The 26,748-nt window shown below is 59.0% G+C and carries 27 protein-coding genes; 12 read left to right on the top strand and 15 right to left on the bottom strand.

Annotation, left to right across the window (positions count from 1 at the left end; translation table 11 throughout):
• Window positions 1-14: 14 nt before the first annotated feature.
• The 4 genes from GIV26_RS18000 to GIV26_RS17985 form a co-directional block, all read right to left on the bottom strand.
• Entirely contained in the window at window positions 15-1,034 is a 1,020-nt protein-coding gene (locus GIV26_RS18000) for a TauD/TfdA family dioxygenase (RefSeq protein ID WP_096143706.1), read from the bottom strand.
• A 142-nt stretch (window positions 1,035-1,176) separates the two neighbouring features.
• Window positions 1,177-2,247 carry a fatty acid desaturase family protein gene (locus GIV26_RS17995; RefSeq protein ID WP_096143705.1) on the bottom strand — a complete coding sequence of 357 codons (1,071 nt, stop codon included), beginning with the start codon at window positions 2,245-2,247 and terminating at the stop codon, window positions 1,177-1,179.
• A 180-nt stretch (window positions 2,248-2,427) separates the two neighbouring features.
• A complete protein-coding gene (locus GIV26_RS17990) occupies window positions 2,428-2,964 on the bottom strand; it encodes a hypothetical protein (protein ID WP_052199952.1) in 537 nt (178 codons plus the stop codon).
• 14 nt (window positions 2,965-2,978) lie between these two features.
• Window positions 2,979-3,938, bottom strand: a complete 960-nt coding sequence (locus GIV26_RS17985) for an isopenicillin N synthase family dioxygenase (protein WP_034126602.1) — start codon at window positions 3,936-3,938, stop codon at window positions 2,979-2,981.
• Window positions 3,939-4,216: 278 nt separating this feature from the next.
• Between GIV26_RS17985 and GIV26_RS17980 the strand changes: the two genes are divergently transcribed.
• On the top strand, window positions 4,217-5,176 hold the full coding sequence (locus GIV26_RS17980) for a LysR substrate-binding domain-containing protein (protein ID WP_236281722.1): 960 nt from the start codon (window positions 4,217-4,219) through the stop codon (window positions 5,174-5,176).
• Window positions 5,177-5,208: 32 nt separating this feature from the next.
• Here the strand turns inward: GIV26_RS17980 and GIV26_RS17975 are convergent, their stop codons facing one another.
• The 3 genes from GIV26_RS17975 to GIV26_RS17965 all read right to left on the bottom strand — a co-directional run bounded on the left by GIV26_RS17975 (window position 5,209) and on the right by GIV26_RS17965 (window position 9,274).
• Entirely contained in the window at window positions 5,209-6,144 is a 936-nt protein-coding gene (locus GIV26_RS17975) for a LysR family transcriptional regulator (protein WP_236281720.1), read from the bottom strand.
• 137 nt (window positions 6,145-6,281) lie between these two features.
• Window positions 6,282-7,469: a cyanate transporter gene (locus GIV26_RS17970; protein ID WP_236281718.1), complete on the bottom strand. Its 1,188-nt coding sequence runs from the start codon at window positions 7,467-7,469 to the stop codon at window positions 6,282-6,284.
• Window positions 7,470-7,651: 182 nt separating this feature from the next.
• Window positions 7,652-9,274 (bottom strand): 5-guanidino-2-oxopentanoate decarboxylase, encoded by a 1,623-nt coding sequence (locus GIV26_RS17965; protein WP_236281716.1) that lies wholly within the window; start codon window positions 9,272-9,274, stop codon window positions 7,652-7,654.
• A 111-nt stretch (window positions 9,275-9,385) separates the two neighbouring features.
• On the opposite strand from GIV26_RS17965, the gene GIV26_RS17960 reads away from it, so the two are divergent.
• The gene (locus GIV26_RS17960; protein WP_236281714.1) at window positions 9,386-10,255 is read left to right on the top strand and encodes a LysR substrate-binding domain-containing protein; all 870 of its coding nucleotides are present in this window, start codon (window positions 9,386-9,388) and stop codon (window positions 10,253-10,255) included.
• Window positions 10,256-10,330: 75 nt separating this feature from the next.
• Here GIV26_RS17960 and GIV26_RS17955 read toward each other — a convergent pair whose 3' ends face one another.
• Both GIV26_RS17955 and GIV26_RS17950 read right to left on the bottom strand, forming a co-directional pair.
• Window positions 10,331-10,945, bottom strand: a complete 615-nt coding sequence (locus GIV26_RS17955; RefSeq protein WP_106117888.1) for an NAD(P)-dependent oxidoreductase — start codon at window positions 10,943-10,945, stop codon at window positions 10,331-10,333.
• Between the two features lie 34 nt (window positions 10,946-10,979).
• Complete coding sequence (locus GIV26_RS17950) at window positions 10,980-11,846, bottom strand: MBL fold metallo-hydrolase (protein WP_060764432.1); 867 nt, start codon at window positions 11,844-11,846, stop codon at window positions 10,980-10,982.
• 105 nt (window positions 11,847-11,951) lie between these two features.
• On the opposite strand from GIV26_RS17950, the gene GIV26_RS17945 reads away from it, so the two are divergent.
• Both GIV26_RS17945 and GIV26_RS17940 read left to right on the top strand, forming a co-directional pair.
• Entirely contained in the window at window positions 11,952-12,857 is a 906-nt protein-coding gene (locus GIV26_RS17945) for a LysR family transcriptional regulator (RefSeq protein WP_034126609.1), read from the top strand.
• A gap of 91 nt (window positions 12,858-12,948) precedes the next feature.
• Window positions 12,949-13,128: a hypothetical protein gene (locus GIV26_RS17940; protein ID WP_003189580.1), complete on the top strand. Its 180-nt coding sequence runs from the start codon at window positions 12,949-12,951 to the stop codon at window positions 13,126-13,128.
• On the opposite strand, the gene GIV26_RS17935 is transcribed toward GIV26_RS17940, so the two are convergent.
• On the bottom strand, window positions 13,121-13,996 hold the full coding sequence (locus GIV26_RS17935; protein ID WP_236281712.1) for a helix-turn-helix domain-containing protein: 876 nt from the start codon (window positions 13,994-13,996) through the stop codon (window positions 13,121-13,123). The genes GIV26_RS17940 and GIV26_RS17935 overlap by 8 nt on opposite strands.
• 189 nt (window positions 13,997-14,185) lie before the next feature.
• On the opposite strand from GIV26_RS17935, the gene pobA reads away from it, so the two are divergent.
• Together pobA and GIV26_RS17925 are read left to right on the top strand one after the other, a co-directional pair.
• Window positions 14,186-15,370 (top strand): 4-hydroxybenzoate 3-monooxygenase, encoded by a 1,185-nt coding sequence (gene pobA, locus GIV26_RS17930; RefSeq protein WP_236281762.1) that lies wholly within the window; start codon window positions 14,186-14,188, stop codon window positions 15,368-15,370.
• 66 nt (window positions 15,371-15,436) lie between these two features.
• Entirely contained in the window at window positions 15,437-16,954 is a 1,518-nt protein-coding gene (locus GIV26_RS17925) for an MDR family MFS transporter (RefSeq protein WP_236281711.1), read from the top strand.
• A gap of 56 nt (window positions 16,955-17,010) precedes the next feature.
• Here the strand turns inward: GIV26_RS17925 and GIV26_RS17920 are convergent, their stop codons facing one another.
• The 3 genes from GIV26_RS17920 to GIV26_RS17910 are packed head-to-tail and all read right to left on the bottom strand — an operon-like array spanning window position 17,011 to window position 19,046.
• Window positions 17,011-17,850 (bottom strand): cache domain-containing protein, encoded by an 840-nt coding sequence (locus tag GIV26_RS17920; RefSeq protein WP_236281709.1) that lies wholly within the window; start codon window positions 17,848-17,850, stop codon window positions 17,011-17,013.
• A 55-nt stretch (window positions 17,851-17,905) separates the two neighbouring features.
• Entirely contained in the window at window positions 17,906-18,376 is a 471-nt protein-coding gene (cynS, locus tag GIV26_RS17915) for a cyanase (protein WP_236281707.1), read from the bottom strand.
• Window positions 18,377-18,404: 28 nt separating this feature from the next.
• Window positions 18,405-19,046, bottom strand: a complete 642-nt coding sequence (locus GIV26_RS17910) for a carbonic anhydrase (protein ID WP_236281705.1) — start codon at window positions 19,044-19,046, stop codon at window positions 18,405-18,407.
• Window positions 19,047-19,158: 112 nt separating this feature from the next.
• On the opposite strand from GIV26_RS17910, the gene cynR reads away from it, so the two are divergent.
• Window positions 19,159-20,010 (top strand): transcriptional regulator CynR, encoded by an 852-nt coding sequence (gene cynR, locus GIV26_RS17905; protein WP_034126614.1) that lies wholly within the window; start codon window positions 19,159-19,161, stop codon window positions 20,008-20,010.
• 93 nt (window positions 20,011-20,103) lie between these two features.
• Here cynR and GIV26_RS17900 read toward each other — a convergent pair whose 3' ends face one another.
• Window positions 20,104-20,877, bottom strand: coding sequence for a transporter substrate-binding domain-containing protein (locus GIV26_RS17900; protein WP_236281704.1), 774 nt, complete (start codon window positions 20,875-20,877; stop codon window positions 20,104-20,106).
• Between the two features lie 448 nt (window positions 20,878-21,325).
• Between GIV26_RS17900 and GIV26_RS17895 the strand changes: the two genes are divergently transcribed.
• The 5 genes from GIV26_RS17895 to GIV26_RS17875 all read left to right on the top strand — a co-directional run bounded on the left by GIV26_RS17895 (window position 21,326) and on the right by GIV26_RS17875 (window position 25,982).
• Entirely contained in the window at window positions 21,326-22,696 is a 1,371-nt protein-coding gene (locus tag GIV26_RS17895) for a glutamine synthetase family protein (protein WP_034126616.1), read from the top strand.
• A 100-nt stretch (window positions 22,697-22,796) separates the two neighbouring features.
• The gene (locus GIV26_RS17890) at window positions 22,797-23,396 is read left to right on the top strand and encodes a class I SAM-dependent methyltransferase (RefSeq protein ID WP_054919994.1); all 600 of its coding nucleotides are present in this window, start codon (window positions 22,797-22,799) and stop codon (window positions 23,394-23,396) included.
• A 122-nt stretch (window positions 23,397-23,518) separates the two neighbouring features.
• Window positions 23,519-24,652 (top strand): ribonuclease D, encoded by a 1,134-nt coding sequence (gene rnd / locus GIV26_RS17885; protein ID WP_034126618.1) that lies wholly within the window; start codon window positions 23,519-23,521, stop codon window positions 24,650-24,652.
• Complete coding sequence (locus GIV26_RS17880; protein ID WP_236281702.1) at window positions 24,649-24,942, top strand: YcgL domain-containing protein; 294 nt, start codon at window positions 24,649-24,651, stop codon at window positions 24,940-24,942. The genes rnd and GIV26_RS17880 overlap by 4 nt, the downstream gene beginning before the upstream one ends.
• Before the next feature lie 107 nt (window positions 24,943-25,049).
• A complete protein-coding gene (locus tag GIV26_RS17875) occupies window positions 25,050-25,982 on the top strand; it encodes a D-2-hydroxyacid dehydrogenase (protein ID WP_054919992.1) in 933 nt (310 codons plus the stop codon).
• A gap of 140 nt (window positions 25,983-26,122) precedes the next feature.
• Here the strand turns inward: GIV26_RS17875 and GIV26_RS17870 are convergent, their stop codons facing one another.
• The gene (locus GIV26_RS17870) at window positions 26,123-26,716 is read right to left on the bottom strand and encodes a nitroreductase family protein (protein WP_034126620.1); all 594 of its coding nucleotides are present in this window, start codon (window positions 26,714-26,716) and stop codon (window positions 26,123-26,125) included.
• Window positions 26,717-26,748: the final 32 nt, after the last annotated feature.

Genomic DNA, 26,748 nt, shown 5'->3' with positions numbered 1-26,748 from the left:
TTTATCTCTTTATATCATCGAGTAACGGGTTCGAAGATCCGCGCGCCACACTTGTTGAATGAACGGAAGTTCCACAAGTTGTTCGTGATGAACAAACGCTGGATCCAACGATACGCATGCCCCTCTGGATCGAAACTGGGGGTGAACTTGTCACGCGAATGGAGCATGAAACGATTGTTGATGTACACCAACTTGCCAGGTTGAATGTCCAGCGGCCGCGCTACGCTTTTAAGCGCGTTGTAAAACCTCAACAGGGTATTTTGTGCTTCGTGATCAGCGGCAATTACCATGTCCGGGTAAAACGCAGCAGTGACTCTAGGGTGAGTCAGCGGGCCGCTCAGAATTGGGTACACATGAGTTTCTTTCGCGCCTGCGGCACTGTTCCTCCAGCGGTAGGGCTGACGAATGATGAAATGTTTGCCATATAGGATTTCAATATCGGCCTGTTCCAGAACCTGAAGGGCTTCCCTCGCATCGGCCACCCAGGTTTTCGGGCCCACCCCGGCAGGGTCACCGCGAACGCCGAGAAGCAGAAGAGCCAGCGGCGAGGTGTCTCCACGGGAGTCATAAGCCTGAAAGGCATTTTCGGTGTGCAGGTCCAACTCCAGGTCCGAACCGTTGCCGGTATACTCGCCTACGGCCTCCGGATGCGGTACCAAGTCATTGACCAGTTTTGGCCCCTCATGCTTGATGGAGTAGGGCTCCGCTATCAAACTGCCCAGGGCAACCAGCACATTTTCAGAAAGATAACCACTTTTGAAGTTCAAGCTATTAGCGTCGCCTTGCGGGCTGCCAAATGTGTCATCAATCGGAAGGTTCTCAAATACACAATAAGAAGCATCGTCATCTTTAAGTGATTCAAGCTTTTTTAGAAGTCGCGCGGGAAACTTTTGATAAGCGCTCATGCGAATGAGGTGGATGTAGTCTCGCCCGCCCGTTGGCTCGTAACAAATGTCTATGAGCGCGTCCCGAATACTCTCTTTTTCAACAGCCGTCAGCCAGAAGCTGTTGGCGTCTGCACATGAATCGTCCACACGCACTCCTTTATAGATCTGATTGATTTGTCATGAGTTGAGTTATAAGTAAGTTACGACTTTCAAGCGCTGAGGTGGGGGTCTCCGTATCCACGACCTGACAGTGTCCATGCTTTGATAAGGCCCGACCTGAGTGGGTGACTCAACCTAAGAGCTTATCTGTGTACGCACCGGTGAAGTGATGGGTGTTAAATTGGCCATCAGCATCATAGGGTTGTCCTTCATCGGTGCTGATGATTCTTGATAACCGCCCACGATGATAGGCAGTCATGAAGTTGAAGAATGGCGTGCTTTCTTCTCTTGTGTCCGTTATTCCGTAAAGCCTCAACTGTTTGGTTATGGCAGCTTCCAGTTGTGGCAACATATACCAAGGGCATGTTGGAAAGCAGTGGTGGGCCGCGTGGTAACCAAAATTCAAAATAATCAGATTGAGGAAGGTAAACTTTCTTGCCACCGGTACGGAGAAGGTATTTTGGATTTCGTAGTGTTTTCCATGGGTTAGCTTTTCTCCCGCTGTATACACCTGCTGGAAAGAATGCTGGAAACAGTCGACGAATCGTACGATGTGTATCCTAAGGAAGGAGGAGGCTTGCCATACCACCACAAGTATCAGGGAGAACCGGGCAAACGTAGCGAAGGCTACAACGTAAATGCACAGGCTTCCAATACCCCTTGCAACTTCGCGCCTGCTGCCACTGAATATCACGGAGTAAATATTGGTAAGCTTGATCACATAGTAGAAGGCGGGCAGATATATTTTTTCTGCAACAATGATTGCACTGAATAGCCTCGGGTGAGCGACAGCAAAGTGACCACTATCGAACCCACCAATATCAATTTTTTCGGCATGATGGCGAACATGATCTTTTCTATAGGCTTCAAATGAAAAGAAAGAGAGGCCGTTAAGGAAAGACAGCAACTCTCCGATGACAGAATTGACTTTCTTCGACTTGAAAACAGAATTGTGCGCGCAATCGTGGCTCAGGTACCAGGACCAGATTTTGGCAAGGGCAATCAAGATAATCGCGCCGAGTACCGCAACGATCTGTTGAGTATACGCCAGGAATATGCCCCCTACAGTGAAGGATGCTATTGCACTTAGTATCATCACCGATGGCAACAGTCTTCGCTCTTTAGCTATTGAAATAAGCAGGGTTTTCACGTTGGCGTCTTTGATGGCGCGCAGATAATTATCAGCATACAGTAAAGACATCTCATCACCTTCAAGAGCAAAATCACTGAAACGCTTATTGAGCTGGTTTGGGGGCTAGCATTGAACAACCGATCATGCCTGGACAGGTGTAATCACTTCCGTGCGCATGTGGAACTAACGGCGGGGTTTGAATATGTGTGCATACACAATGCCAAAGATGTATTGCAGGTGTACGGCTGGCTAGGGTTCTTTTGCTGTTGCATCTGGCACCAGTGAAGGTGGTACTAGCGAGACCGTAGCGTGCGTATCCGCGTCCACGGGTTGTTCGCTGCTACTGGATTTGTAGCCGATCAGTATCACGCCGACGATGCACAATAAAACACCGGCAATATTTAAATAAGAGAGTCCTTCTTTAAGCAGAAATACCCCGATGAAGCCGAGCGCAATATTGATAATGGCGCCGGTAACGATATTGCCCGTACTGAGGTCCCATCCACTGCGATACATCATCAAAAAGCCGATTTCCATCATCAAGATGCAAAACGCGATGCCTCCCTGAAGCCAGGTCATTTGCTTCAAGCCCGCGAGTAACGTTCCACTGCCCAAAAAAAACGGCAACATCAAGGTGGACAGGATAACGATCGCCACATAAATACTGACAATTGAAACCAAGGGGTTGATCGTAGACGGTATTTTCTTCATGAGCATGTGATAGCCCACGGTGCCCAGTATCGCTACGATCGCTGATAGATAGAATGTGTATTCTTTACCTAGCACGTTCAATACTCCTACTAGTTGGGTTCAAGTTCACGAAATGTGGTGGTTTCCAAGAACCTCTGGTCCATGTACTCACCCGCGATGATCGCTCCGTATTTCGCAGGACTGCCGTCTGCGCAACAGCTGGGCAGGCACTCCACTTTGGCGGTGTAGTCTGGGTCCATAAAGAACGCCGCCGAATGGCGTAATTTGCCGGAGGTATTTATCACTCGATGCAGCGTTGCCTTGTAACGGTCATTCGTCCAGCGAGACATTAGATCCCCGACATTGACGACAAAGGCATTTGGGATGGGTTTGACTTTGATCCAGGTGCCGTTGGCACTCTGTACCTCCAACCCCCCGGTGGCACTTTCCGAGATCATGGTTATCCAGCCGAAGTCTGTATGCTCTCCAGCACCCATCGGCGCTCCCTGCGTATATTGGGTGGAGGGATAACGCAGGACTCTCAATTGGGCCATCGGCTTCTTGAATTTATCATCGAAGTAATCGATCGGCATATTGAGAGCAAGGGCAAACACGTTTAGCAGTTTTTTTCCGAACGCAAGCATTTGCGAGTGATATTCCCTCATCGCAAGCTTGAAGTCGGGTAATTCCTCTGGCCATACATTGGGGCCGTAAAAAGGTAATTTGGCTTTTACGAACTCGTCGTCAAGCGACAAGTCCGCGGCCATGTCAAAACCCTCTTTGACATCGCCCAATATGCCATCCGACTTATCAGCGCCTTCGCTAAAGTAGCCACGCATATAGGGGGATTTATGAATTTCGATTTTTTCCTTGGCCTGAACAGGCAGGTCAAAAAACGATTCTATTTGAGAGAAGACAGTTGAAATAAGCGTGTTATCTACACCGTGATTGACGACGGTGAAAAATCCGACCTCCCTGCACGCGTTGTCGATCTCCTTTACTAGACGTGGTGATATCTCTGCTCCCTGCGTCAAACTACCGACGTCAATGATAGGTATGTTCTTTTCCATGAATGCACCATGTGCTCTAAAAAAGGCGCAACGAGACCTACTCCATGAACGCTGAAGTGCACTCAGGGATAGACCGTATATAGGCCAGTGTCATTTAGTTAGACTAAAGAATTTCGTCAATCCGCAAGCGCAGTCAGTATGGACTCGACATTCTCGATCGACGCGCCTCCTGTTACCGGCTAGGTGGCGTAGCCTAGAATTCACTTCTATGAAAGCGAAGGCAAATCAGATAAAGTAAGCCTGGCTTAGTTTTTTTACCATGGAAGGGGGATTGATTAATGTTCGCAAAATTGCCGTTGACAGCCATTCGTGCATTTGAATCTGCCGCAAGACTCGGTGGGTTTAAAGCAGCCTCCGCAGAGTTGTTTGTTACCCCAGCGGCAGTATCACAACAAATAAAAGCACTTGAAAACTTACTGGGTAGTATGCTTTTTGTGCGCACTCCCCACGGTGTTCAACTCACAGCGAACGGTGAGAGGCTATATTCAAAGGTGCATCTTTCGTTTCTGGATATAAGCGGTAGTATGTCTTCGCTCAAGCCACCCGCCGACTCCAACACACTCCGAGTTTCTACCACGCCGGCATTTGCGTCTTTATGGTTGATCCCTCGGCTGGCGAAATTTTATAGCGAACATCCAGACATTCATGTCAGTGTTGAAACCAGTAATGAAGTGGTGGATTTGTTTCGTGACTCATCTGTTGATTTAGCTATTCGTTGTGGGTTTCGCGATTTTCCAGACTTGTACAGCCACGCGCTTATGCGCGAACAGTTTGGTGTTTTCTCTCATGCCCACTGGAGGCAAGAGGAAGTTAAAACTTCGTTGAAACTTATAAATATACGTTGGGCGACGTCATCGCCCGCTTCAATTAGTTGGGCGTCCTGGTGCGCGGCTGCGAATCATGAAAGTTGGCTATCAAACGCGGTCTATCGTGAATACAACGATGAGCATTTTGCGCTCCAGGCCGCTATTGCCGGGCATGGCTTGACGCTGGCGAGCACGGTCTTGGCGGCAGACTATGTTGCGAATGGATTGCTGATTCCTTACAGACCCGACATCAAGATTCCGGGCGCGCAGTTTTCAGCTGTATGCGTGCCGGGGCGTGAGCGTTCAGGTGCCGTAAAGCAGTTTCTGGCGTGGATGGTCAAAGTAATAGCAGACTGCCATATCGATTGCCCTGTCGCTCGGGATGTCGCGTCACAGGCTGTCACTAAGCGCCGAACGTCACTGGCTATCTGATTAGGGTGTGGAGAGCTTGATCAGGCGCGTTCCTATAACAAACCCTGATCCGCACACACCTTCACCACTTGTTCCCGAAACCAGGTATTGGCGCTGTCCTGCCCACTGGTTTCGTTCCACTGCATATCCAGGGTGAACCCCGGCAAACCGTTAGGTGCTTCGCAAACACCGAATGCCGGCGCCGGTGCCAGTAACTTTTGCACGCGGCGGGGCAAGGTGACGATGAAGTCGGTGCCGGCAATCATCTTCAATGCCGCGCTGTAGCTGTTGGCCCGTGCAATCACCTGACGCTTGCGGGCCTGGCGCGCAAGCCAGCCATCGATCATGTTGGTGTCGGAGGTCCACGGCGTAGGGAATACGTGGCGCCGCTCAACGAAGGATTGCATGCTGAACGCCTGTTCTCTCGGCGCTGAGCGTTGGTCGCACACGCAGACCAAGTCGTCCTCCAACAGCATCTGGGTCTTGAAGTCTTTGTGAGCGCGGTGAAAGTGCGGGCCGAAGCAGATCACCAGGTCCAGGCGACCTTCACGCAGGTCGTCGGCGGGGATGTCGGTCTCCAGCTTCTGCACATTGACGATTACCGGCAGGTCGGCATGGTCGAAGCGCTTCAGCAGGCGCGGCAGGATCAACTGTTCGAAATATTCCGGCGCGCACACATTGAAGGTCACGGCCTGTTGGGTCGGATCAAAAGCTTGGCCACCGGCATGGCACAGGTTGATGCTTTCCAGAATCTTGTGCACGTGCTCGTACATGGTGGTGGCCTTGTACGTAGGACGCATGCCTGCGCGGGTGTTGATAAACAGCTCATCTTCAAAGCTGGTGCGCAGCTTCTTCAGGCTATAGCTCACGGTGGACTGGCTGACGAATAGCGTTTCAGACACCTCGGTAACGCTGCTCTGGTCGTAGACGGCGATAAACACCATCAAATCCTGCATATCGAGCTTTCTGAGCAAGTTACTGTTTAGCATCGGTTTCGTCCGTAAACCCTTTGTACCGAACTCAGTACAAGACTGAGCAAAATGTTAACGGAACGCTCGTACCAATAGAAAGCTCTGTAGGACCCTTCAATGTTTTGTGTGGGACAAAAAATGTTTGTAATACGACGTCAGCGGATATGGCGTGCGTAATGCGCCGGGTTGAAACGCATGACGATCAGCAGCATCAGCCCGCTCACTGCCATCAATGACCACCAGGCCCATTCGAAGCTGCCCAATTGGTCGCGGATTATGCCGGCAATGAGCGGCGACAGGCCGGCGATCAGATAACCGATGCCCTGCACAAACGCGGTAAGGCCACCGGCGCGGCGCGGGTTGTCGAGGTGGTCCAGGGACAGGATCAGGCTCATCGGAAACAGGCCGCCAATCCCCAGGCCGAGCAGGCATGGCCACAACAGGCTCCAGTGTTGCGGGCTGAGAATGAGCCCGCAGAAACCCAGGATGATCAGCACCAGCAACACCGCCACCACGCCACGCTTATCCTGGCGGCGGTTGGCGATGGCCGGGGTGACCAGGCCGGAGATCACTTCCATGGCGGTCAAGAAGCCCAGCAGCAAGCCGGCATTCTGTTCACTCCAACCCTGCTCGACGTAGTAGGGCGCCAGCCACGCCAGCACACAGGTGTAGGACGCGGTGCCGAGGCCAAAAAAGATCGCCAGCAACCAGGCGCGGCGATTGCTGAAAAAAGCCTCCTGAGGGCCCGAGCCGGCTTGAGGCAACGGCGGCAGTGCCGCACGCTGGGCATACCAGAACACCAGGGCAAACAACGCCAGCAGTGCCCAGATAGCCAGGCCGATACGCCAACTGCCGGTCCGGGCTTGCACCAACGGCGAGAACGAAGCAGCCAGAGCCGCGCCGCCCATGATCGCGGTGACATACAGGCCCATGAATAACGAGACATTGGCACTGAACCGCGACTTGATCAGCGCCGGCATCAATGCCTGAATCAGCGCAATGCCGACTCCCGCCGCGATGGCACTCACGATGAGTTCCAGTGCCGAATCCAGGAACAACCGCGACAAGGTCGCCAGCCCAATCACCAGCAGCGACAGCACAATGCTGCGATGCTCGCCCACGCGCTTGGCCAGGCCCATGCCAAAGAACATCGCCAGGCCCATGGCCATGACCGGCAACATGGTCAGTAAGGCGGCGCTGCTGAAACTTAGCGGCACATCCTCACGAATCGACGCCAGCAAGGGCCCCACGGCCGCCATCGAGGGGCGCAAGTTGAGAGCGACGAGCACTACGCTGATCATCAGCCATAGTGCGGAGGTGGATTTTGCCTGAACGTTTTCCATGGGCCTGCCTTGAATGAACAAGGGCGAATCAGGCCATGGAGCGTGCAGCGGGGCAAATCAGAAAGTCGCAGGGGCTATTGAAAAAATGCGGATGCCGAGGGGTGAGGTAAGCGCGCATTGGGCGCTGGCTGGCAGGGCGTCACGGGAGCAAGCTCCCTCGCCACAGGTCCAGCGTTGCGGGATTACAGATTCGTCAACTCCCACCGCCCTTGGTCGATTTCAAGCAGCGTCGGCCCCTGGCGATCAGCAGCAGCATGCAATGCGGTGCGAAGATGTTCGATGCCGCGGATGCTTTCTGCCGCGCAACCCAAGGCCGTGGCCACGCCGATAAAGTCCGGCGTGTAGATGCCCACACCCACCGGCTCGATGTCACGGTTGACCATGTACTTCTTGATCTCTTCATAACCCTGGTTATTCCACAACAGCACAATCACAGGAGTACGGGCCTCCACCGCGCTGGCCAGTTCCGGCAAGGTGAATTGCAAACCGCCGTCGCCGATCAGGCACACCACCGGTTGGCCATCGCCGCGCCCGAGCCAGGCACCCATGGCGGCGGGCAGGGCATAACCCAGGGTGCCGTAACCGGTGGAGGCGTTGAACCACCGACGTGGGTGGTCGAGGTTCAGGGTCAGGTTGCCGCTGTACACCGGTTGAGTGGAGTCGCCCACGAACATCACGCCGGGCAATTCCTCCAGAACCGCGTTGAGAAACCGGGTTTGCGCACGCGTCGCAGCGTCCCAGGCAGGTTCCAGGTCGGCCCACAAACGGGCGACGCGTGCTGCACCCCAGTCGGCAGTGCGCGGCGCCGGCGGCTGGCGGTTGATTTCGGTAAGCAGGGCTTGGGCGGCAATGCGCGCATCGGCCACCAGTGCCACTTGGGGCGGGTAGTTTCGTACGGTCTGGTCCGGGTCGATATCGATGCGCAGCAGCGTTCCGGGAATGTTGAAACCGCCGGCGAAGGTGACGTCGTAGTCGGTCTCCGCCAACTCGGTGCCGATCGCCAATACCACGTCAGCTTCAGCCACCAAGGCACGGGTGGCGGGCAGTGTCTGCGTGGAGCCGATCAGCAGCGGGTGCGCGGCGGGCAACATACCCTTGGCGTTAATGGTCAAGGCCACGGGCGCGCCGAGGGTTTCTGCGAGGTGGGTCAGTTCGGTGGCGGCGTCAATGGCGCCGCCACCGGCCAGGATCAGCGGGCGCTTGGCCGCAGCCAGCCACTGGCGCATCTGCTCAATGGCAGCCGGGGCTGCGCCGGCTCGGGTGACGCTGACAGGCGTGCTGCCCAGCAACGCGTCGGCATTTTCCACCAACACATCCAGGGGGATCTCTATATGCACCGGGCGCGGCCGACCAGCCTGGAACAACGCAAACGCCCGCGCCAGCACGGCGGGCAGTTCGGCCGCTGACATCAAGGTATGGGAGAACGCCGCCACCCCGGCCACCAGCGCGCTCTGGTTCGGCAGTTCATGCAACTTGCCGCGCCCGCCGCCCAACTGGCTGCGTGCTTGCACGCTGGAAATCACCAGCATCGGGATCGAGTCGGCATAGGCCTGGCCCATGGCCGTGGTGATATTGGTCATGCCGGGGCCGGTGATGATAAAGCACACGCCGGGCTTGCCAGAGGTGCGCGCATAACCGTCGGCCATGAAGCCGGCACCCTGTTCGTGGCGCGGGGTGACATGCCGAATACTGGAGCGCGCCAAGCCCCTGTACAGCTCCACGGTGTGTACGCCGGGAATGCCGAATACGTGGTCCACGCCGTAGCGTTCCAGGAGGTGCACCAATACTTCGCCGCAGGTCGCCATACAGGTCGCTCTTGTGATGGGATCGAAGCGCTATTGGAGCGGTTGGCCGGTGGCGGCAACAATCGATAAAAAGTCATACTCGCCATGTCCTCCCGTCATGGCTGCGCCCCGATGAAACGCCTCCCACCGTTACCTGCGTTGCACACCTTCTGGGTCACGGCCCAGTGCTGCAACTTCACCCGTGCCGCCGAACACCTGCACATCACCCAGGGCGCGGTGAGCCGGCAGGTGGCCGGGTTGGAAAGCCAGTTGGGCTATGCCTTGTTTCAGCGCCAGGCGCGTGGCTTGAGCCTGACGGAGGAGGGGCGCGAATGGCTGGCGTGCGCGCAACAGGTGTTTGGCTTGCTCGCTGACGCGGTGGAGCACATCGGTGACCGGCGCCGCACCTTGCAGCTCAAAGCGTCCACCTGCGTGATGCGCTGGTTGTTGCCGCGCTTGCTGCACTGGCAAAAAGAGCGCCCGGATGTGCCGGTGGAGCTCACCACGACGGTGGCCTATAACGTCGACTTTCGTCGTGAGACGTTTGACGCGGCGGTGATCTATGGGCCCATCGCCGAGCAGTCCGCCGAGGCGCGGCACTTATTCGACGAGCGCCTAACGCCGGTCTGCGTGCCTGGGTTGCTGGGCAGTTTGCGTACGCCGCAGGATTTGCAGCATCAGGTACTGTTGCACCCGACCCGAGACGAGCGCGATTGGACGTTGTGGCTCAAGGCTGCCAATGCCTGCTTGAGCGATCCCATCCAACGGCACCACTTCGAAACCTTGGACTTGGCAATGACCGTAGCGTCCCAGGGCACCGGGGTGGCGATGGGCGACAGTGCGCTGATTGGCGAGGATCTGAAGGCGGGGCGGTTGGCGATGCCGTTTGAACTGCGGGTGTCGACGGGGATGGGGTATTTCCTGGTGTATCCGCCGGGGAAGGAACCGTCGGTTGGGTTGGTCGCGCTGATGGATTGGTTGGTGAGTGAGGCCCGTGCGTGAGCTGGCTTGCCCGTACATCGCCCTATGTAGGAGCGAGCAAGCTCGCTCCTACAAAAAAGGCAAGTCAGCGTTGGGTCAGTAACCGACGGTAAAGCGCTGGCGCGAATGCTTCGGTGTTTCCACTTCATCCAGCATGGCGATGGCGAAGTCGGCAAAACTGATCGAGCTATTGCCGTCACTGTCCATCAGCAGCTCATCCTTGCCCAGGCGGAATTTGCCCGTGCGCTCGGTGCCGTCGAACAGGGCCGATGGCGACAGAAAGGTCCAATCCAGCTCCTTTTCCTGACGCAACGTTTCCAGGAAGTCAGCCCCGGCACTGGCTTCAGCTTTATATTCAGCCGGGAACCCTTCGCTGTCGATCACGCGCCCGCCACCGGGCAACAACAGCGAACCTGCGCCGCCGACCACCAACAAACGTTTCACCCCGGCCTTTTTCACCGGGCCGATCACGGCGCTGGCGGGAAGCGTGGCGAAGTGCGCCGCGCTGATCACCACGTCGCTGCCGCTGATGGCGTGTTGCAAGGCTTCGGCATCCAAGGCATCAACCTGTTTGACCGTAACGCCAGGACGCACAGCCAGCTTGTCGGTATTGCGGGCGATGGCGATGACGGTATGCCCGCGACGCAGCGCTTCTTCCAGCAGTTGGCTACCGGCGCGGCCAGTGGCACCAATGATTGCGATCTTGCTCATGATGTTCTCCAACAGGGTTAAGGTTTAAAGCCAGTTACCACTTCATTTCGCCCTTGGCGACTTTGGCGCTCAGTTCCAGCGAGCTTTCGTCGGCGAGGGTGGGGTAGCGTTTTTTCATGGCCGCAATCAGGGCGGCGGAGTCCTTGGCCTTGGCGGTTTCGAGGTCGAAGGCCTTGATGTAATCGGCGGTGAAGTTGACCGAGGCCAGCGATGGCGTGCCCAGGTAATGGCCTGGCACCACGGTGTTCGGTTTCAGGTCTTCAATGCGCTTGAGGGTGGCCAACCAGTCTTTATGGGATTGCGCGCTCTGGGTATCAGCCATCCAGACGTGGATGTTTTCAGCGATAACCACACCACCGACCACGGCCTTGATCGACGGGATCCACACAAAGCTGCGATCTGGCTGCGGGCCGTCGAGGCCCACCACTTCAAGCTGCTGTCCTTCCAGGGTCAGGCTGTGGCCTTTAAGTACCTGCGGTACAAGGGTCTTGGCCGGTTTGTCTGCGCCCATTTTCGGGCCCCAGAAGGCCAGCTTGTCGGCGACAGTGGCGTTGATATGGTCGACCACCGGCTGCGGCGCCAGCACCTTGGCGTCGGGGAAAGCGGCGGTGAGGGTGTCCAGGCCGAAGTAGTAGTCCGGGTCGCCATGGCTGATGTAGATGGTGGTCAGGCGTTTGCCGCTGGCGCGGATCTTCTGCACCAGTTGCTCGGCTTGGCCTTTGCCGAATTGCGCATCCACCAGGATCGCGTCTTTCTCGCCGCTCACCAGCACCGAGCTGACCGGGAAGATCGCGGCTTCGCCTGGGTTGTACACGTCCAGTTTCAGCTCTGCCGCCGCTGCGTGGGCAGCGAAGGCCAGGGCGGCGGTGGCCAGGGTCAAGCGTTTGAAGGTCGAGAACATCGGGCAGCTCCTGCCATAGATAAGGGATGCACAGAGCTTAGTTGCATAAAACGCGACAAAAAATGCGATGCTGGGACATAGTTTGTTTCTAAAAGCGGGCAAATCATGGATCGTCTTCAAGCAATGCGCGTGTTTGTCACCGTGGTGGACCTGGGCAGCCAATCCGCCGCCGCCGACCACCTTGACCTGTCGCGCCCGGTGGTCTCGCGTTACCTGGCGGAGCTGGAAGACTGGGTGGGTGCACGCCTGCTGCACCGCACCACGCGCAAGCTCAGCCTCACTGCCGCCGGGGGGGAAACACTACCGCGTTGCCGGCAATTGTTGGACTTGTGTGGGGATATGCAGGCCGCCGTCAGCGAACCCGATGATGCACCCCGAGGTCTGTTGCGCCTGAGCGTCAGCACCTCGTTCGGCCAAGCGCAGCTGGGCGCGGCGATTGCCGAATACGTCAAGCTTTACCCCCTGGTGACGGTGGATTTGCAGATGCTTGATCGCACGGTGAACCTGGTGGACGAGCGCATCGACCTGGCGATCCGCACCAGCAATGATCTGGACCCTAACCTGATCGCCCGGCGCCTGACCGTATGTCGCTCGGTGGTGTGCGCCACACCGGCTTATCTGCGCGAGCATCCGGCGCCGCAGAAAGTCGAAGACCTGGCCCGGCACAATTGCCTGACTCACTCCTACTTCGGCAAGAGCCTGTGGCATTTCGAAGAAAACGGAGAGCACGTGTCGGTGCCGGTCCACGGCAATATCACGGCCAACGAGGCCAGCACGTTAATGCGCGTGACGCTGGCCGGGGCAGGGGTGGCAATGCTGCCCAGTTATCAGGCCGGCGAGCTGATTCGCAGTGGGGAGTTGGTGCGCTTGCTGCCGCACGCCGAGCCACGACAAATGAACATCTATGCGGTGTACGCCTCACGCAAACACATGCCTTCGGCGTTGCGTAGCCTCCTGGATTTCCTGGTGCTGCGCTTTCCTGAAGAGCCGGGTTGGGATGTCGGGCTTTGAGCTGAAATAAGCGCGCTGAATGGCATCGCATCAGGGCAAGTTGACCTATGCTTTAAACAGCACCCTGTAGATCCGTTCAGAGGTCTGTGCCATGAGCATTAAAACCAGAAAGTACCTGACAATTTTCACCCTCTGCGCATTGGCAACAGCGCTGTATGGGACTGCCGCCTACCGCGTCGAGCAAACGCGCATGCAGCCAGCGGCGTTCGCTATCAGCTGCCATCAGGACCAATGCGTTCCCCGCACCGGCAGTTTCAGTGCGCTCAGGTAGGCTGCTCTGCCTTCAATTGTTCACGAAACGCCTTGGGTGAAAACCCGACCCTGCGGCGAAACAGCCGTGAGAAGTTGGTCGGGTCGGAAAAACCCAGCACTTCGGACATCTCGTTTATGGTCATGCTGGTGTAGGTCAGCAGGCGCTTGGCTTCCAGCAATTGGCGGTCATGCATGATCTGCAACGCCGGTTGTCCACCCAATTCCCGACACGTCCCGTTCAAGTGTGAGACCGAGATGCCCAGCTTGTGGGCCAGGTCTTCAATCTTCGGGTGTTCGCGGTAATGCTGTTCGACCAGTTGCGTAAACCGCCGAAAGTACTCACGACCCCGCGGCGCGCGTGGATGGCGGCGCTGGATCGCCTGGCGGCTGACCCATACCAACAACACGCTGACCAGGGCGTGCAGCATCATGTCCCGTGCCGGTTGGTCATCGGCGTATTCGTCCTGCAAGCGTACGAACAGGCTGTTCAAGTAATCGCTGTCCTTGCCCGCCGGGTAGCTGCCAAGTGTGTGCAGGCCATCGACGGGAGAGCCCAGTTGCGCCTGCAAGTGGCTGACCAGCGGCGCCGAAAGCGTTACCACAAACCCTTCCACATCCTCGGAAAAACGAAAGCCATGCACGCACAGCGGTGGCAGCACTTGCAGGCTCGACTCGTTAAGCGTGGTGCGCTGGCCCTCGATTTCCAGTTGTGCCTGGCCTTTGTGCACATACAGCAACTGGCACAGGTCCGCGTGCCGGTGGGGCTGGATTTCCCACTGGTATTCCCGACTGCGCCGGGAAATGGTTTCGCAGTGCAACAAATCGGGAGTCGGCCACTGCTGGCTTTCCCCGTAAAGCTTGAAGACCGGAATCGCGGTTTTGGTCATGGTTTCAATCCGATACTCAGGATAATGGTTCGGTAATCGCCCCGATTGGCGAAAAGCACAGGTTTTGACGCAGTTTTCACCTTCTTATGAGCCTCACTCAAGTGAAAAATGTCAGCCACAAGAGCAATGACAACTCTTTCACTCCATACGTTCGCGTGAAGCTTGAAGGTCATAAAAATAATGAAAACCCTGAAAACCCAAGTCGCCATTATTGGTGCCGGTCCTTCCGGATTGCTGCTCGGCCAACTGCTGCACAACGCTGGCATCCAGACCCTCGTTCTAGAGCGTCAGAGCGCCGATTACGTACAAGGCCGTATCCGCGCCGGTGTGTTGGAACAGGGCATGGTCGACCTGCTGCGCGAAGCCGGCGTCAGCCAACGCATGGACGCCGAGGGTCTGGTGCACGACGGGTTTGATATTGCCCTCAATGGCCAACTCACCTCCATCGACCTCAAGGCCTTGACCGGCGGCCAGTCGGTGATGATCTACGGCCAGACCGAGGTCACCCGCGACCTGATGGCCGCCCGCGCAGCCGCGGGTGCCATTACCCTGTACGAAGCCTCCAATGTTCAGCCCCATGACCTGAAAAGTGAACAGCCATGGCTGACCTTCGAGCATGAAGGCCAAGCCTGTCGCCTGGAGTGCGACTACATTGCCGGCTGCGACGGTTTCCATGGCGTGGCCCGCCAGTCGATACCGGCGCAAGCGCTGAAGGTGTTCGAACGGGTCTATCCCTTCGGCTGGCTGGGCGTGCTGGCCGACACGCCGCCGGTACATGCCGAACTGGTGTACGCCAAACATGCGCGGGGTTTTGCGCTGTGCAGCATGCGGTCGCCGACCCGCAGCCGTTACTACCTGCAAGTGCCGGTCGAAGAGAAGCTGGAAGACTGGGCAGATGAACGTTTCTGGGATGAACTCAAAAACCGCCTGCCCGGCTCATTGGCCGAACAATTGGTGACCGGCCCGTCAATCGAGAAAAGCATCGCGCCGCTGCGCAGCTTTGTGGTGGAACCCATGCAGTACGGGCGCCTGTTCCTGCTCGGCGATGCCGCGCACATTGTGCCGCCCACCGGTGCCAAGGGCTTGAACCTGGCGGCCAGTGATGTGAGCACATTGTTCCGCATCTTGCTCAAGGTGTACCGCGAAGGGCGCCTGGACTTGCTGGAAAAATACTCGGCAATCTGCCTGCGCCGAGTGTGGAAAGCCGAGCGGTTTTCCTGGTGGATGACCTCGATGCTGCATCAGTTTCCCCAGGCGGATGACTTCAGCCAGCGTATTGCCGAAAGCGAACTGGACTATTTCATTCGCTCTGAGGCTGGGCGTAAAACCATCGCAGAAAATTACGTCGGCCTTCCTTACGAGCCTATCGAATAGCCTGCTATCGTATCGAGCATTCCCACCGGTGACCGTTGCCTGTGGGCCCTGCTCGAAGGTTCTGCCGTGACACACCTCAATCAGCCCGCTCCAACCGTTCCCGCCGTGCGCAGTATCCTGGTCGCGCTGATGATGGCGATCTTCCTGGGTGCCCTGGACCAGACCATTGTCGCCGTGTCCATGCCGGCCATTTCCGCACAGTTCCATGACGTCAACCTGCTCGCCTGGGTGATCTCCGGCTACATGGTAGCGATGACCGTGGCGGTGCCGATCTACGGCAAGCTCGGTGACCTGTATGGGCGCCGCCCCATGATGCTCATCGGCATGGGGGTGTTCACCCTCGCGTCGCTGTTCTGCGGTCTTGCGCAAAGCATGGAGCAACTGGTGCTGGCGCGGGTTCTGCAGGGTATCGGCGCTGGCGGGATGGTCTCGGTGAGCCAGGCGATCATTGGCGACATTATTCCTCCCCGCGAACGGGGACGTTATCAGGGGTATTTCAGCAGCATGTACGCGGTGGCCAGCGTGGCCGGGCCGGTGCTGGGCGGGTATATGACCGAGTACCTGTCGTGGCGCTGGGTGTTTTTGATCAACCTGCCACTGGGCGCCGGCGCCTGGTACGTGGCCCATCGCACCCTGGTGGGGCTGCCGGTGCCGCAGCGCAAGCCGATCATCGATTACCTCGGCACGGTGCTGATGATCGTCGGCCTCACCGCCTTGTTGCTGGGCATCACTGAAATCGGCCAGGGCCATTCGTGGCGTGACGATCAAGTGCTGGGGTTGCTGGCCTGCGCACTGATGGCGTTAAGCGTGTTTGTGTGGCACGAACGCCGGGCGCGGGAACCGCTGTTGCCGATGCACTTGTTTGCCAACCGCAGTGCGGTGTTGTGCTGGTGCACGATTTTCGTCACCAGCTTCCAGGCGATTTCCCTGACGGTGCTGATGCCCCTGCGCTACCAGACCGTGACCGGCGCTGGTGCCGACAGCGCAGCCCTGCACTTGCTGCCGTTGGCGATGGGCTTGCCGATGGGCGCGTATTTCGCCGGGCGCATGACCTCGGTGACCGGCCGCTATAAACCGATGATCCTCAGCGGCGCGGTGTTGAGCCCGCTGGCGATTCTCGGCATGGCCTACAGCGCGCCCCAGGCGGTGGCGCTCACCAGCGTCTTCATGTTGTTGTGCGGTATCGCCGCCGGCATGCAGTTCCCGACCTCGTTGGTGGGGACGCAGAACTCGGTAGAGCAACGGGATATCGGTGTGGCCACCAGCACCACCAACCTGTTTCGCTCCCTGGGCGGGGCAGTGGGGGTGGCTTGCATGTCGGCGTTGCTGCTGGCGCTGTTGCACGATTCCAGTTTCGCCCATTTGACGAGCGGCGCACTGGTGGCCGAAGGCAGTTCCGGCAACGTACTGCTCGACGGCCTCAACGCCGCACCCGGCCCGGCGCAGGATGCGTTGCGCGACGAGTTGGCGGTGACGTTCCGGCATTTGCTGATGGTGAGTGCGGCGGTGTCGCTGCTGGGGTTGGCCGCTGCGATAGCGATGCCGAATCGGGTACTGCGCGGCCGTGAAGACAAAGTTAGATAAGCGGACGCGGAGCGTCCCAGGCGGCGTTCCCACGCAGAGCGTGGGAACGATCAGGATCAGGGGCTGTAATACCCGACCGCAACCATGAAATGCCCGCTCTTGCGCACATAGGCGTGCTTGTTCTCGACCTTGCCCGTCACCGGGTTTTTCCAGCGGTATTTGTATTCGCCCTGGTCCTGTTCAGCCATCATCTGGAGGATCGGCACACCCACCGGTTTGCCATCCGGGTCCTTGATCTTGGCAAAATCGGTGTTGATCAGGCGCAGGTTGGTGCCATGGGCGACGTAGCGCTGCGTGTTCAGGTCCACCACGAATACGTAGAGATCATCTTGCAGGAAGCCGCCTTGCAAGGAGTTAATCGCCTTGAGCGTGCCGGCTTCATCCTTGACCAACGCCTCCACCGCCTTGTTGCGCAGCGCCCGTGCCTGTTCCGGTGTGGCGCGCGGCAAGTAATAACCGACCGCCAGGATGCGTTCGCCCACGCGCTGATAAAACACGTGTTTATGTTCGACCTTGCCGTCATTCCAGTTCTGCCAGCGGTAGTCGGCCTGCTGGATACCCTGGCCTTCGGGCACGCTAAGGGCTTGTTTGAACGAGGCTTGCAGGTCGGGCCCGAGCACCTCGGACACATCGCGACCGATCAGCGCGGAGGAGGGCCCGCCACTGGCCAACAGCACGCCTTTTGTATCGACCACAAACACATAACGGTCCTGGTCGATGAACTCGCCCTGACGGCTGAAGGCGGCGAAGGCCTTGTCACCTTGCTTGTGGTAGTACGCCAAGGCTTTTTCCAGCAGGGCCTTGGCGGCTTGGGCATCCGCTTCCTGTGCCGTAGCGGCATGCACCTGGCTGCAACACAACAGCAGCAGCCAGGTGAATCGGAGCAGTCTCTTCATTTACCCGTCCCTCGTTCTTGTTGGTGTGCCAAGAGCGTAGACGGTTGGCGGCAAATCAGAAGGGTTTGGTCGGCAGGTATTTGCCGTCCAGGGTGATGACCGCACGGGAGCCGCCGTCCGGGTCTTCGACTTTCTTGATGTCCAGCTTGAAGTTGATGGCGCTGATGATGCCGTCGCCGAATTGCTCATGCACCAGGGCCTTCAAGGTAGAGCCGTAGACCTGCAGCATTTCGTAGAAACGGTACATGGTTGGGTCGGTCGGCACACCGCTCGGGAAGCTGCCGCGCAGTGGGACGCTTTGCAGCAGTCGGCTGGCGTCATCGTCAAGGCCGAGTTTGCCGCACACGATGTCGGCCGCCTCCTTGGGCAGCGGGTGCTGGCCGAGCAGGGCTGCGGTGACGAATGCCAGGCTCAGCCCGGTGCCGTCGGTGAGGTCCTGCCACGACAGGTTTTTGCGTGCCTTGAGGTCGATAACGGTGTCGGCCAGGGCCAGGCGTGGGGTTTGGGCGAATTGGGATTGCAACATGGTGACGTCCTCTTGGGTTGAATAAGGTTCAGGCGGCGTGGGCGCGGGTGCTGGGGTGGTCGAGCAGGGAGACGAAGCGCCCGGTGTGCCCGTCCAAAGCGTCGATGCCGCCGGTTTCGATGTCGTACACCCAGCCATGCAGGTTCATCCGGCCTTGTTCCAGCGCCAGGGCGACCGAAGGGTGGGTCTTGAGATTAGCCAGTTGGGCGACCACGTTTTCGCGCACCAAGGCATCCAGGCGGGCAGCGTCCGAGGCATGCGTACGGGCTGCATTGATCACCTTGGCCGACTCGGCATGGCGCAACCAGTTGGCCACGGCGGGCAGGTGGTCCAGGCATTTGCAGGTAGAAATTGCAGTCATTGCACCGCAGTCCGAGTGCCCGCAAATCACAATGTCGCTGACGCCCAGCACCGCTACGGCATATTCGACTGTGGCCGACACGCCTCCCGGTTCCGGGCCGTAGGACGGCACTATGTTGCCGGCGTTACGGATGACGAACAGGTCACCGGGTTCCTGCTGGGTCAACAGCTCGGGGACTACGCGGCTGTCAGAGCAGGACACGAACAAGGTGCCGGGGTTTTGCGTGGTCGCCAGGCGTTTGAACAAGTCACTGCGAGGGGTAAAGGCTTCACGTTGGAATTTGCGAAAGCCGTCGATGAGATGCTGCATGGTGGTTCTCCTTGCGTCGCTGATGGGGCAAGGATGGAAGTTTTCGGCTATAGCGTCCAAGACCGGTTTATTATGTTTTCTATAAGCCATGCCTATAGTTGGAGCGCTGCCCATGCTGTTGCGTCATATCCGTTACTTGCTGGCCGTTGCCGAGCATCGCAATTTCACGCGTGCCGCCGAGGCGCTGCACGTGTCGCAGCCGACCTTGTCGCAACAGATCAAGCAACTGGAAGAAAGCCTGGGCGCGCCACTGCTGGACCGTTCCGGGCGCAGTGTCAGCCTGACCGACGCGGGGCAGGCCTATGTGCGTTATGCGCGGCTGGCCTTGCAGGATCTACAGGCCGGCACCCGCGCCATACATGACGTGCAGGACCTGCGCCGGGGGCATTTGCGCCTGGCCATGACGCCGACCTTCACCGCCTACCTGATCGGCCCGCTGCTGGCACGCTTCAATGCGTCGTATCCCGGCATCACCCTGAGCATTGAGGAACTGACCCAAGACCGCATCGAAGCCGCCCTGGGCGAGGACCTGCTGGATATCGGCATCGGCTTTACCGGCGAGCATGGGCTGGAGATCGACTGTGAGGCGCTGTTTGTCGAAGAGCTGAGCCTGGTCGTCAGTGCCAGCCATCCAGAACGCACACAACCAGCCTGGCTCGAACAGCCCCTGGTGCTACTGAACACAGGCTTCGCCACCCGCCGCTATATCGACGACTACTGCCACCAGCAAGGGGTTAAACCGCAGATTGCCATGGAGGCCAACTCCATCAGCGCGATCATCGAAATCGTGCGCAGCACGCCCCTGGCAACCATCCTGCCCCGCGCACTGGCCGAGGCCCAGGCAGGCCTGCATGCCGTGGTGATCAATCCACCGTTGCCGCAGCGCACCGCGGCACTGCTGAGTCGCAAGGGCGCGTATCGCAGCGCTGCGTGTGCGGCGTTTGTAGCGTTGATCAAGGCGTAGGACCGGGCTGACGCCCCAGGATCTCAATGTGGGAGCTGGCTTGCCTGCGATGACGGCCGGACAATCAACACCGATCTACCTGACACCCCGCATTCAAGGCGCAGCCAACCACTGCCCCACAATCCCCGCATACGCCCCCGTCGCCACACTCAAATGCAACCATTGATCCACGTAACTCTTCCAGGCCACATCATCGCGCGGCAACAAAAACGCTTTTTCACTGTACTGCATCGGTTGCTCCGGGTTGACCGCACACAACCCAGGCTTGAGCTTCTGCTGATAACGCGCCTCGCTGGCGTCGGTAATCATCACATCGGCTTTGCCCGCCAGCAGTTCATCAAAAATCGTTACGTTGTCATGCAGGCGAATCTGCGTCTGGCCCAGGTGCGCACGGGCAAACACTTCATTGGTGCCACCGGCGGGCTCGATCACTCGCACCTGGGGCTGGTTGATCTGTTCCACCGTCTGGTAGCGCTGCACATCGGCGCAGCGCACCAGTGGGATCTTGCCATCGACCCCGAGAGACTGGCTGAAGAAGGCTTTTTTCTGACGTTCCAACGACACGGAAATACCGCCCACCGCGATGTCGCAGCGTTGGGTCAGAAAGTCCGGCATCAGGGTTTTCCAGGTGGTGGGCACCCAGTTGATTTTGGCGTTGAGGCTCTTGGCCAGGGACTCGGCCATGGCAATGTCGATACCTTCATAGCCGCCGCCGCTGCGCAGCGAGGTATAAGGCTTGTAGTCGCCGGTGGTACACACGGTGAGGGTGCCGCGCGCAATCACGTCGTCAAGGCGAGATGCAGCGGTGTCGGCCTGGGCGACATTGGCCAGGCTTGCCAGTACACAGAGGGCCAGAGGCGCTTTCATGGAGTCGAATCCTTGGGGCTCGGTTGAAGCAGCCATAATGCCCGTTTTTTGTAGGAACGAGCTTGCTCGCGAAAAAGCTGTGTGCGCCGCTGTGAACCAGGCACCCCGCGTTATCGTTAACGATCTTCGCGAGCAAGCTCGCTCCTCCAGACAGAATGTTTAGCCAAACTGCAACCAAACTCCATCAAGCCTGAATTTACCCGTGTAACCTCGCGTGTGACGCTCAAGTCTTTCTATCACTGTGAATCGCGCATGCACGCTTGCCCCGACACTCACACCGCGACATTGCCGTCTGCGCTTGCGTTCTGGGCCTTGTTCCATTGCCGACACGCGCGCCCGCCAGATACCTCTCTCCTACGTTGATCTACCCCCAAGGATGACGCGCACCTGTGCGCATCTGCCCGGCGGCGCCTGCGCGCTTGCCTGACGCAAACGTATGAGAATTCCCATGAGTGTTTTTGCCAGCCTGCATGAAGCCCAGACCTTCCTTGAACAGAACCCCGACATTGAGATGTTCGAGCTGTTTATCCTCGATAACAACGGCGTACCGCGCGGCAAGCTGCTGCACCGCGACGAACTGCTGGCGGTGTACGAAAGTGGCCGGCCTCTGCCCAGTACCATCCTCGGCCTGACCATCAATGGCGATGACGTAGAAAACTCCGGGCTGGTCTGGGAGGTGGGGGATATTGACTGCCGCGCCTATCCGATCAGCGGCAGCTTGCAGCGCATGCCATGGCGCTTGATCCCCACCGCAGCGGTGCAGGTCAGCATGCACCCCACCGAAGGCCTGCCCGCCACCGTGGCCGACCCCAGGCACCTGCTGGCCAATGTTATCGAGGCGCTCAAGGCCGACGGTTATTACCCGGTGATGGCGGCGGAGCTGGAGTTCTATCTGCTCGACCAGAAGCCCGACAGCAACGGCCGCCCGCAACCGGCGCGGGATGTGGATGGCAATCGCCCGCGTTCGACGCAAGTCTACGGCCTGCGCGAACTGGAGCAGATCGAGCCGTTTCTTGCCGACCTCTACAGCGCCTGCAAACTGCAAGGGATTCCGGCGCGCACAGCTATCTCCGAGTACGCGCCGGGCCAAGTGGAAATCACCCTCGAACACCGCACCGACGCGCTGCAGGCGATGGACGAAGCCGTGCGCTACAAACGCCTGGTCAAGGGCGTGGCGCACAAACATGGAATGACCGCCTGCTTCATGGCCAAGCCGTTCGACGACCTGGCCGGCACCGGCATGCACATGCACGTCAGCCTGGCCGATGCCCAGGGCAATAACCTGTTTGCCAGTGAAGCGACCGACGGCACGCCACTGCTGCGCCAGGCCGTGGGCGGCATGCTCAGTACCTTGCTCGATTCACTGTTGATGTTCTGCCCCAACGCCAACTCTTATCGACGCTTCCAAACCAACAGCTATGCGCCGCTCGCTGCCACCTGGGGCGTGGACAACCGCACCGTCAGCCTGCGCGTGCCCGGTGGCCCGGCTCTATCCCGGCATATCGAACACCGCATCTGCGGTGCCGACGCCAACCCCTACCTGGCGGCTGCTGCGATCCTGGCCGGGATTCATCGAGGCATCCGCGAACAGCTCGACCCTGGCGCCCCGGTGCAAGGCAACGGCTACGCCCAGGCCAAGGAACTGCTGCCCACCGACTGGCTGACCACCTTGCGCGCGCTGGAAACCTCCCGCTGGGCACCGGATGCGTTCGGGCGCGAATTTCTAAGCGTTTACCTGGCGGTCAAACGTGCCGAATACCGCCAGTTCATGGGCGAGGTGGGGGAGCAGGATTGGCGGTGGTACTTGCATCAAGCGTGACCGGTTTTAGCGGGGTGGGCTTTCGACCTTTTTTTCACGTTGCGAAGGTTAAGCTGCGGATCAAGGTCGTTCACTACCGTTTCATTCACATGAGCCCGCGATGTCGCCACAACCTCCATCCTCCATCGAGACCGAATTCACCGAGCGCTATGACCGTGAGCATGCCAGGGGCTGTGGCGACCCGCGTCCGCCCAGGCTGTTGCAGCGCCTGTCGGCGTGGCGCGATGCGCGGTTGGTACGCCAGGCCCTGAAAGTGGCGGGCGAGCCAGGGCTTATCCTCGACCTGGCGTGCGGTTCCGGGCGCTTCTGGCCGGTGCTGGCCGAACACGTCAACCGTGTGATCCTGGCCTCGGACAACTCCCAGGCGATGCTCGATCACGCGCGCACCCATCACCCGGGTACGTTGCTCAAGCGTGTCAAAACATTCCAGGGCTCGGCGTTTTCCATTGGCCTTTCGGCGAATGCGGTGGACTGCATTTTCTGCCTGGATTTGTTTCGCCATGTGCCCGGCAGCGATGCACGGCTCATGTTATTGCATGAGTTTCACCGCGTCAGTCGCGACACGGTGATTGTTGCCGTGAACGTGGGCACGCCGGTAGAGAGCGAGTTTCGCCAAGCCGGCTTCAAAATCCTCAATTACCAAGAGTTCCTGCCGGGCTCGCGGCGATGGTGCGTCTACGTTTTGCGTAAGAGAGGATAACGCCCGTTTGTCGGACTATTCTTCATCTCCTGTCGGAGTTTTCATGATGGCGTGTGCACTGCGGATGCTCGCAAGCCCCTTTCGCGATATATACTGCGCGCCATTCTTCAAGGGAGAGCCGTGTGGCCATCGATATTCACTGGATCTGCGACAACGATAGCCTCGGCCAGCATTGCGCCGAATGGCAGCAGTTGCCATTCGTCGCCCTCGACACCGAATTCATGCGGGTCGACACCTTTTACCCTATTGCCGGGCTGATCCAGATCGGTGATGGCGTGCGCGCTTACCTGATCGACCCCCTGACTATCGACAATTGGCAACCCTTGGCCGCCTTGCTGGAGAACCCGGCGGTGATCAAGGTGGTGCACGCCTGCAGCGAAGACCTGGAAGTGCTGTTGCGCCTGACTGGCAGCTTGCCAGTGCCGTTGTTCGACACCCAATTGGCGGCGGCGTACCTCAACCTCGGTTTCTCCATGGGCTACTCGCGCCTGGTGCAGGCGGTGTTGGATATCGAGCTGCCCAAGGGCGAAACCCGCTCCGACTGGCTGCAGCGGCCATTGTCAGAGACGCAGGTCAGCTACGCCGCCGAAGACGCCGTGCACCTGGCCGAGGTTTACACCCGCCTGCGCCCGCAACTGTCGGACGACAAATACGCGTGGGTATTGGAAGACGGCGCCGAACTGGTGGCCAACCTGCGCCGTGAGATCGACCCCTACGAGCTGTACCGCGACGCCAAGCTGGCGTGGAAATTGTCCCGTGCCCAACTCGCGGTGCTGCGTGAACTCTGCGCCTGGCGCGAGCAGCAGGCTCGTGCCCGCGACTTGCCGCGCAACCGCATCGTTCGCGAGCACTCGTTATGGCCCCTGGCCAAATCCCAGCCGGATAACCTCGCCGCCCTGGGAAAGATCGAAGACATGCACCCGCGCACCGTGCGCCAGGACGGCCAGTTCCTGCTGGACCTGATCAAACGCACTGCCAGCCTGCCCATGGACCAATGGCCGCCTGCCGTGGCAGAGCCGTTACCGGTGGACGCTGCAGCGTTGATCAAGCAACTGCGTGCCCTGGGCCAAACCTTCGCCGAGCGCCTGGACATGGCGCCGGAACTGATGCTGCGCAAGAAAACCCTCGAAGCCCTGGTTAAAAGTGGCTACCCCGATGGGCCTTACCAATTGCCAGACTCGCTGCGTGGCTGGCGCCGCGAGTTGATGGGCCAGGCGTTGCTCGACAGCCTGGCCAATGCCGGAGAACAGCCTTGAAACGTATTTGCTCCATCTACCGCAGCAAGAAAAAAGACGGCATGTACCTCTATGTGCTCAAAAGCGATGCCCTGGAGCGCGTGCCCGAGCCGTTGATGGAAGCCTTTGGCAAGGCGCATCACGCCTTTGACATGGTGCTGACGCCGGAGCGCAAGCTGTCGCGCGAAGACGTCGCCGTGGTGCTGGAAAACCTCGACAAGCAGGGCTACCACCTGCAAATGCCGCCGGCCGAGGACGAGTACATCGAGCACTTGCCCGAAGAGCTGCTGCGCCGCAACGACCCGATGTGATCGACCAGTGCCCGCTTCAGGGCACAGCTTCAATGGAATCGTATTAGAGGACGGTGGCCGTAAGGATGCGGGCGGCCGTCTGCACTGTTTTTTCAAAGGTTTGAACCATGCGTGTTCTGATTGCTGAACAGGATCATCCGCTCTACGCCCAATTGCTCAGGGACGCCGCCCCAGACCTCGAAGTGCTGACCAGCGGCGACTCGGCCGAACTCTCGCGCCTGGCCGCCGACTGTCCGGTGTGGCTGGGCCAGCCCGATCTGTTGGCTACCCTGCTGCGCCAGGGCCATCATCCGCAATGGCTGCAATCGACCTGGGCGGGCATCACGCCCCTGCTGGCCGATGGCTTGCCACGCGACTACCGGCTGACCCGCGCGGTAGGCATTTTTGGCCAGGTCATGGCCGAGTTTGTCCTCACCTACATGCTGGGCCACGAGCGCGAAGTGCTGGCGCGGTTGGTCAGCCAGGTGGAGCGCAAATGGGATAACCGCATGGGCCAGAGCCTGGCGGGGCGTAAGGCGCTGATCGTCGGCACCGGTGACATCGGCCAGCGCGTGGCCGAGTTTCTGCTGCCGTTCGGCGTGCAGTTGTATGGCATCGCCAGCCAGGCCCGCGAGCAGGCACCGTTTATCGAAGTGGCGGGGCTCGACCAGTTGGGCCGGCTGGTGGGGGAGGTGGATTACGTGATCAACCTGCTGCCCAACACGCCTGATACCCATGACCTGTACGACGCGGCGCTGTTCAAGCAATTCCAGCCCACCGGGTTGTTTATCAACGTCGGACGCGGCGTGGCGGTGGTGGACGCCGATCTGGTCGAGGCGCTCAAAGAAGGGCACCTGGCCGGCGCGGTGATCGACGTGTGCCGCCAGGAGCCCTTGCCGCAACGCCACCCGTTCTGGACGGCGTGGGGTTTGCTGTTGACCGGGCACAGCTCGGCCCCGACCTCGCCGCCAATGATGGTGGAGTTGTTTGTGCAGAACCTGCGGGCGTATCAGGCCAAGCAAGCGCTACGCGGGGAAGTGGATTTCGAGCGCGGGTACTGAAGAGCTTGCCCGATGACCTCATGTAGGAGCGAGCTTGCTCGCGAAAAACTCACAGGCGCCGCGCTTATTCAGAAAGTGCGCGTCATCGTTGACGTTCTTCGCGAGCAAGCTCGCTCCTACAGAGGATGAGAGGGCGATGCTTAGAGACTGAAGTTCCCCTCGGACACCAGCTCGCTCAACGGCTTGCGCGGGCTCGGCATTTCGCGCCCTTGCAGGTACTCCGGCAAACTCGACTTGTCACCCAGCTTGCCCACCGCCACGGCCGCATGCAGCGCATAACCCTGGGGAATCTTCAGCTCCTTGCGGGTCAGTTCCTGGTCGAAACCGGCCATGCCGTGGGTGTGCCAGCCACTGAGGCTGGCTTGCAGCGCCAGGTGGCCCCAGGCCGAGCCGGTGTCGAAGGTGTGCCACAGCGCCGGGGTTTCTTCGGTAGCACCCGGGGCGATGAAGTCGGTTTTCGACGCGATGATGATCAGGGCCGACGCATGCTGCGCCCAATTGCGGTTGAATTCATTCAGCAGGCCCAGGAAGCGCTCCCAGTCCGGCGTGTCACGGCGCGCATACAGAAACCGCCACGGCTGCGAGTTGTAGGCCGAAGGCGCCCAGCGTGCTGCTTCGAAGAAACTCAGCAGCGTCTCCTGCGGGATGCTCTCGCCGGTAAAGGCGCGGGGCGACCAGCGCTCGGTGAATTGGGTGTGGATCGGATAATCGGCAACACGGGGGTTATTGCTCATGGACAGACCCTGATGAAAAAAACGGGATTCAA

It is taken from the genome of Pseudomonas sp. PA-1-3F (genome assembly GCF_021609665.1).
In the GTDB taxonomy this organism is placed as follows: domain Bacteria; phylum Pseudomonadota; class Gammaproteobacteria; order Pseudomonadales; family Pseudomonadaceae; genus Aquipseudomonas; species Aquipseudomonas paracarnis.
This window is presented reverse-complemented; position numbering and strand designations above follow the sequence as displayed.

Bases quoted from the DNA above. Each gene is read 5' to 3' on its own strand.
- GIV26_RS17995 (WP_096143705.1), bottom strand. From the start codon at position 2,247: ATGTCTTTACTGTATGCTGATAATTATCTGCGCGCCATCAAAGACGCC.
- GIV26_RS17985 (WP_034126602.1), bottom strand. From the start codon at position 3,938: ATGGAAAAGAACATACCTATCATTGACGTCGGTAGTTTGACGCAGGGA.
- GIV26_RS17980 (WP_236281722.1), top strand. From the start codon at position 4,217: ATGTTCGCAAAATTGCCGTTGACAGCCATTCGTGCATTTGAATCTGCC.
- GIV26_RS17975 (WP_236281720.1), bottom strand. From the start codon at position 6,144: ATGCTAAACAGTAACTTGCTCAGAAAGCTCGATATGCAGGATTTGATG.
- GIV26_RS17970 (WP_236281718.1), bottom strand. From the start codon at position 7,469: ATGGAAAACGTTCAGGCAAAATCCACCTCCGCACTATGGCTGATGATC.
- GIV26_RS17965 (WP_236281716.1), bottom strand. From the start codon at position 9,274: ATGGCGACCTGCGGCGAAGTATTGGTGCACCTCCTGGAACGCTACGGC.
- GIV26_RS17960 (WP_236281714.1), top strand. From the start codon at position 9,386: ATGAAACGCCTCCCACCGTTACCTGCGTTGCACACCTTCTGGGTCACG.
- GIV26_RS17955 (WP_106117888.1), bottom strand. From the start codon at position 10,945: ATGAGCAAGATCGCAATCATTGGTGCCACTGGCCGCGCCGGTAGCCAA.
- GIV26_RS17950 (WP_060764432.1), bottom strand. From the start codon at position 11,846: ATGTTCTCGACCTTCAAACGCTTGACCCTGGCCACCGCCGCCCTGGCC.
- GIV26_RS17945 (WP_034126609.1), top strand. From the start codon at position 11,952: ATGGATCGTCTTCAAGCAATGCGCGTGTTTGTCACCGTGGTGGACCTG.
- GIV26_RS17940 (WP_003189580.1), top strand. From the start codon at position 12,949: ATGAGCATTAAAACCAGAAAGTACCTGACAATTTTCACCCTCTGCGCA.
- GIV26_RS17935 (WP_236281712.1), bottom strand. From the start codon at position 13,996: ATGACCAAAACCGCGATTCCGGTCTTCAAGCTTTACGGGGAAAGCCAG.
- GIV26_RS17920 (WP_236281709.1), bottom strand. From the start codon at position 17,850: ATGAAGAGACTGCTCCGATTCACCTGGCTGCTGCTGTTGTGTTGCAGC.
- cynS (WP_236281707.1), bottom strand. From the start codon at position 18,376: ATGTTGCAATCCCAATTCGCCCAAACCCCACGCCTGGCCCTGGCCGAC.
- GIV26_RS17910 (WP_236281705.1), bottom strand. From the start codon at position 19,046: ATGCAGCATCTCATCGACGGCTTTCGCAAATTCCAACGTGAAGCCTTT.
- cynR (WP_034126614.1), top strand. From the start codon at position 19,159: ATGCTGTTGCGTCATATCCGTTACTTGCTGGCCGTTGCCGAGCATCGC.
- GIV26_RS17900 (WP_236281704.1), bottom strand. From the start codon at position 20,877: ATGAAAGCGCCTCTGGCCCTCTGTGTACTGGCAAGCCTGGCCAATGTC.
- GIV26_RS17895 (WP_034126616.1), top strand. From the start codon at position 21,326: ATGAGTGTTTTTGCCAGCCTGCATGAAGCCCAGACCTTCCTTGAACAG.
- GIV26_RS17890 (WP_054919994.1), top strand. From the start codon at position 22,797: ATGTCGCCACAACCTCCATCCTCCATCGAGACCGAATTCACCGAGCGC.
- GIV26_RS17875 (WP_054919992.1), top strand. From the start codon at position 25,050: ATGCGTGTTCTGATTGCTGAACAGGATCATCCGCTCTACGCCCAATTG.
- GIV26_RS17870 (WP_034126620.1), bottom strand. From the start codon at position 26,716: ATGAGCAATAACCCCCGTGTTGCCGATTATCCGATCCACACCCAATTC.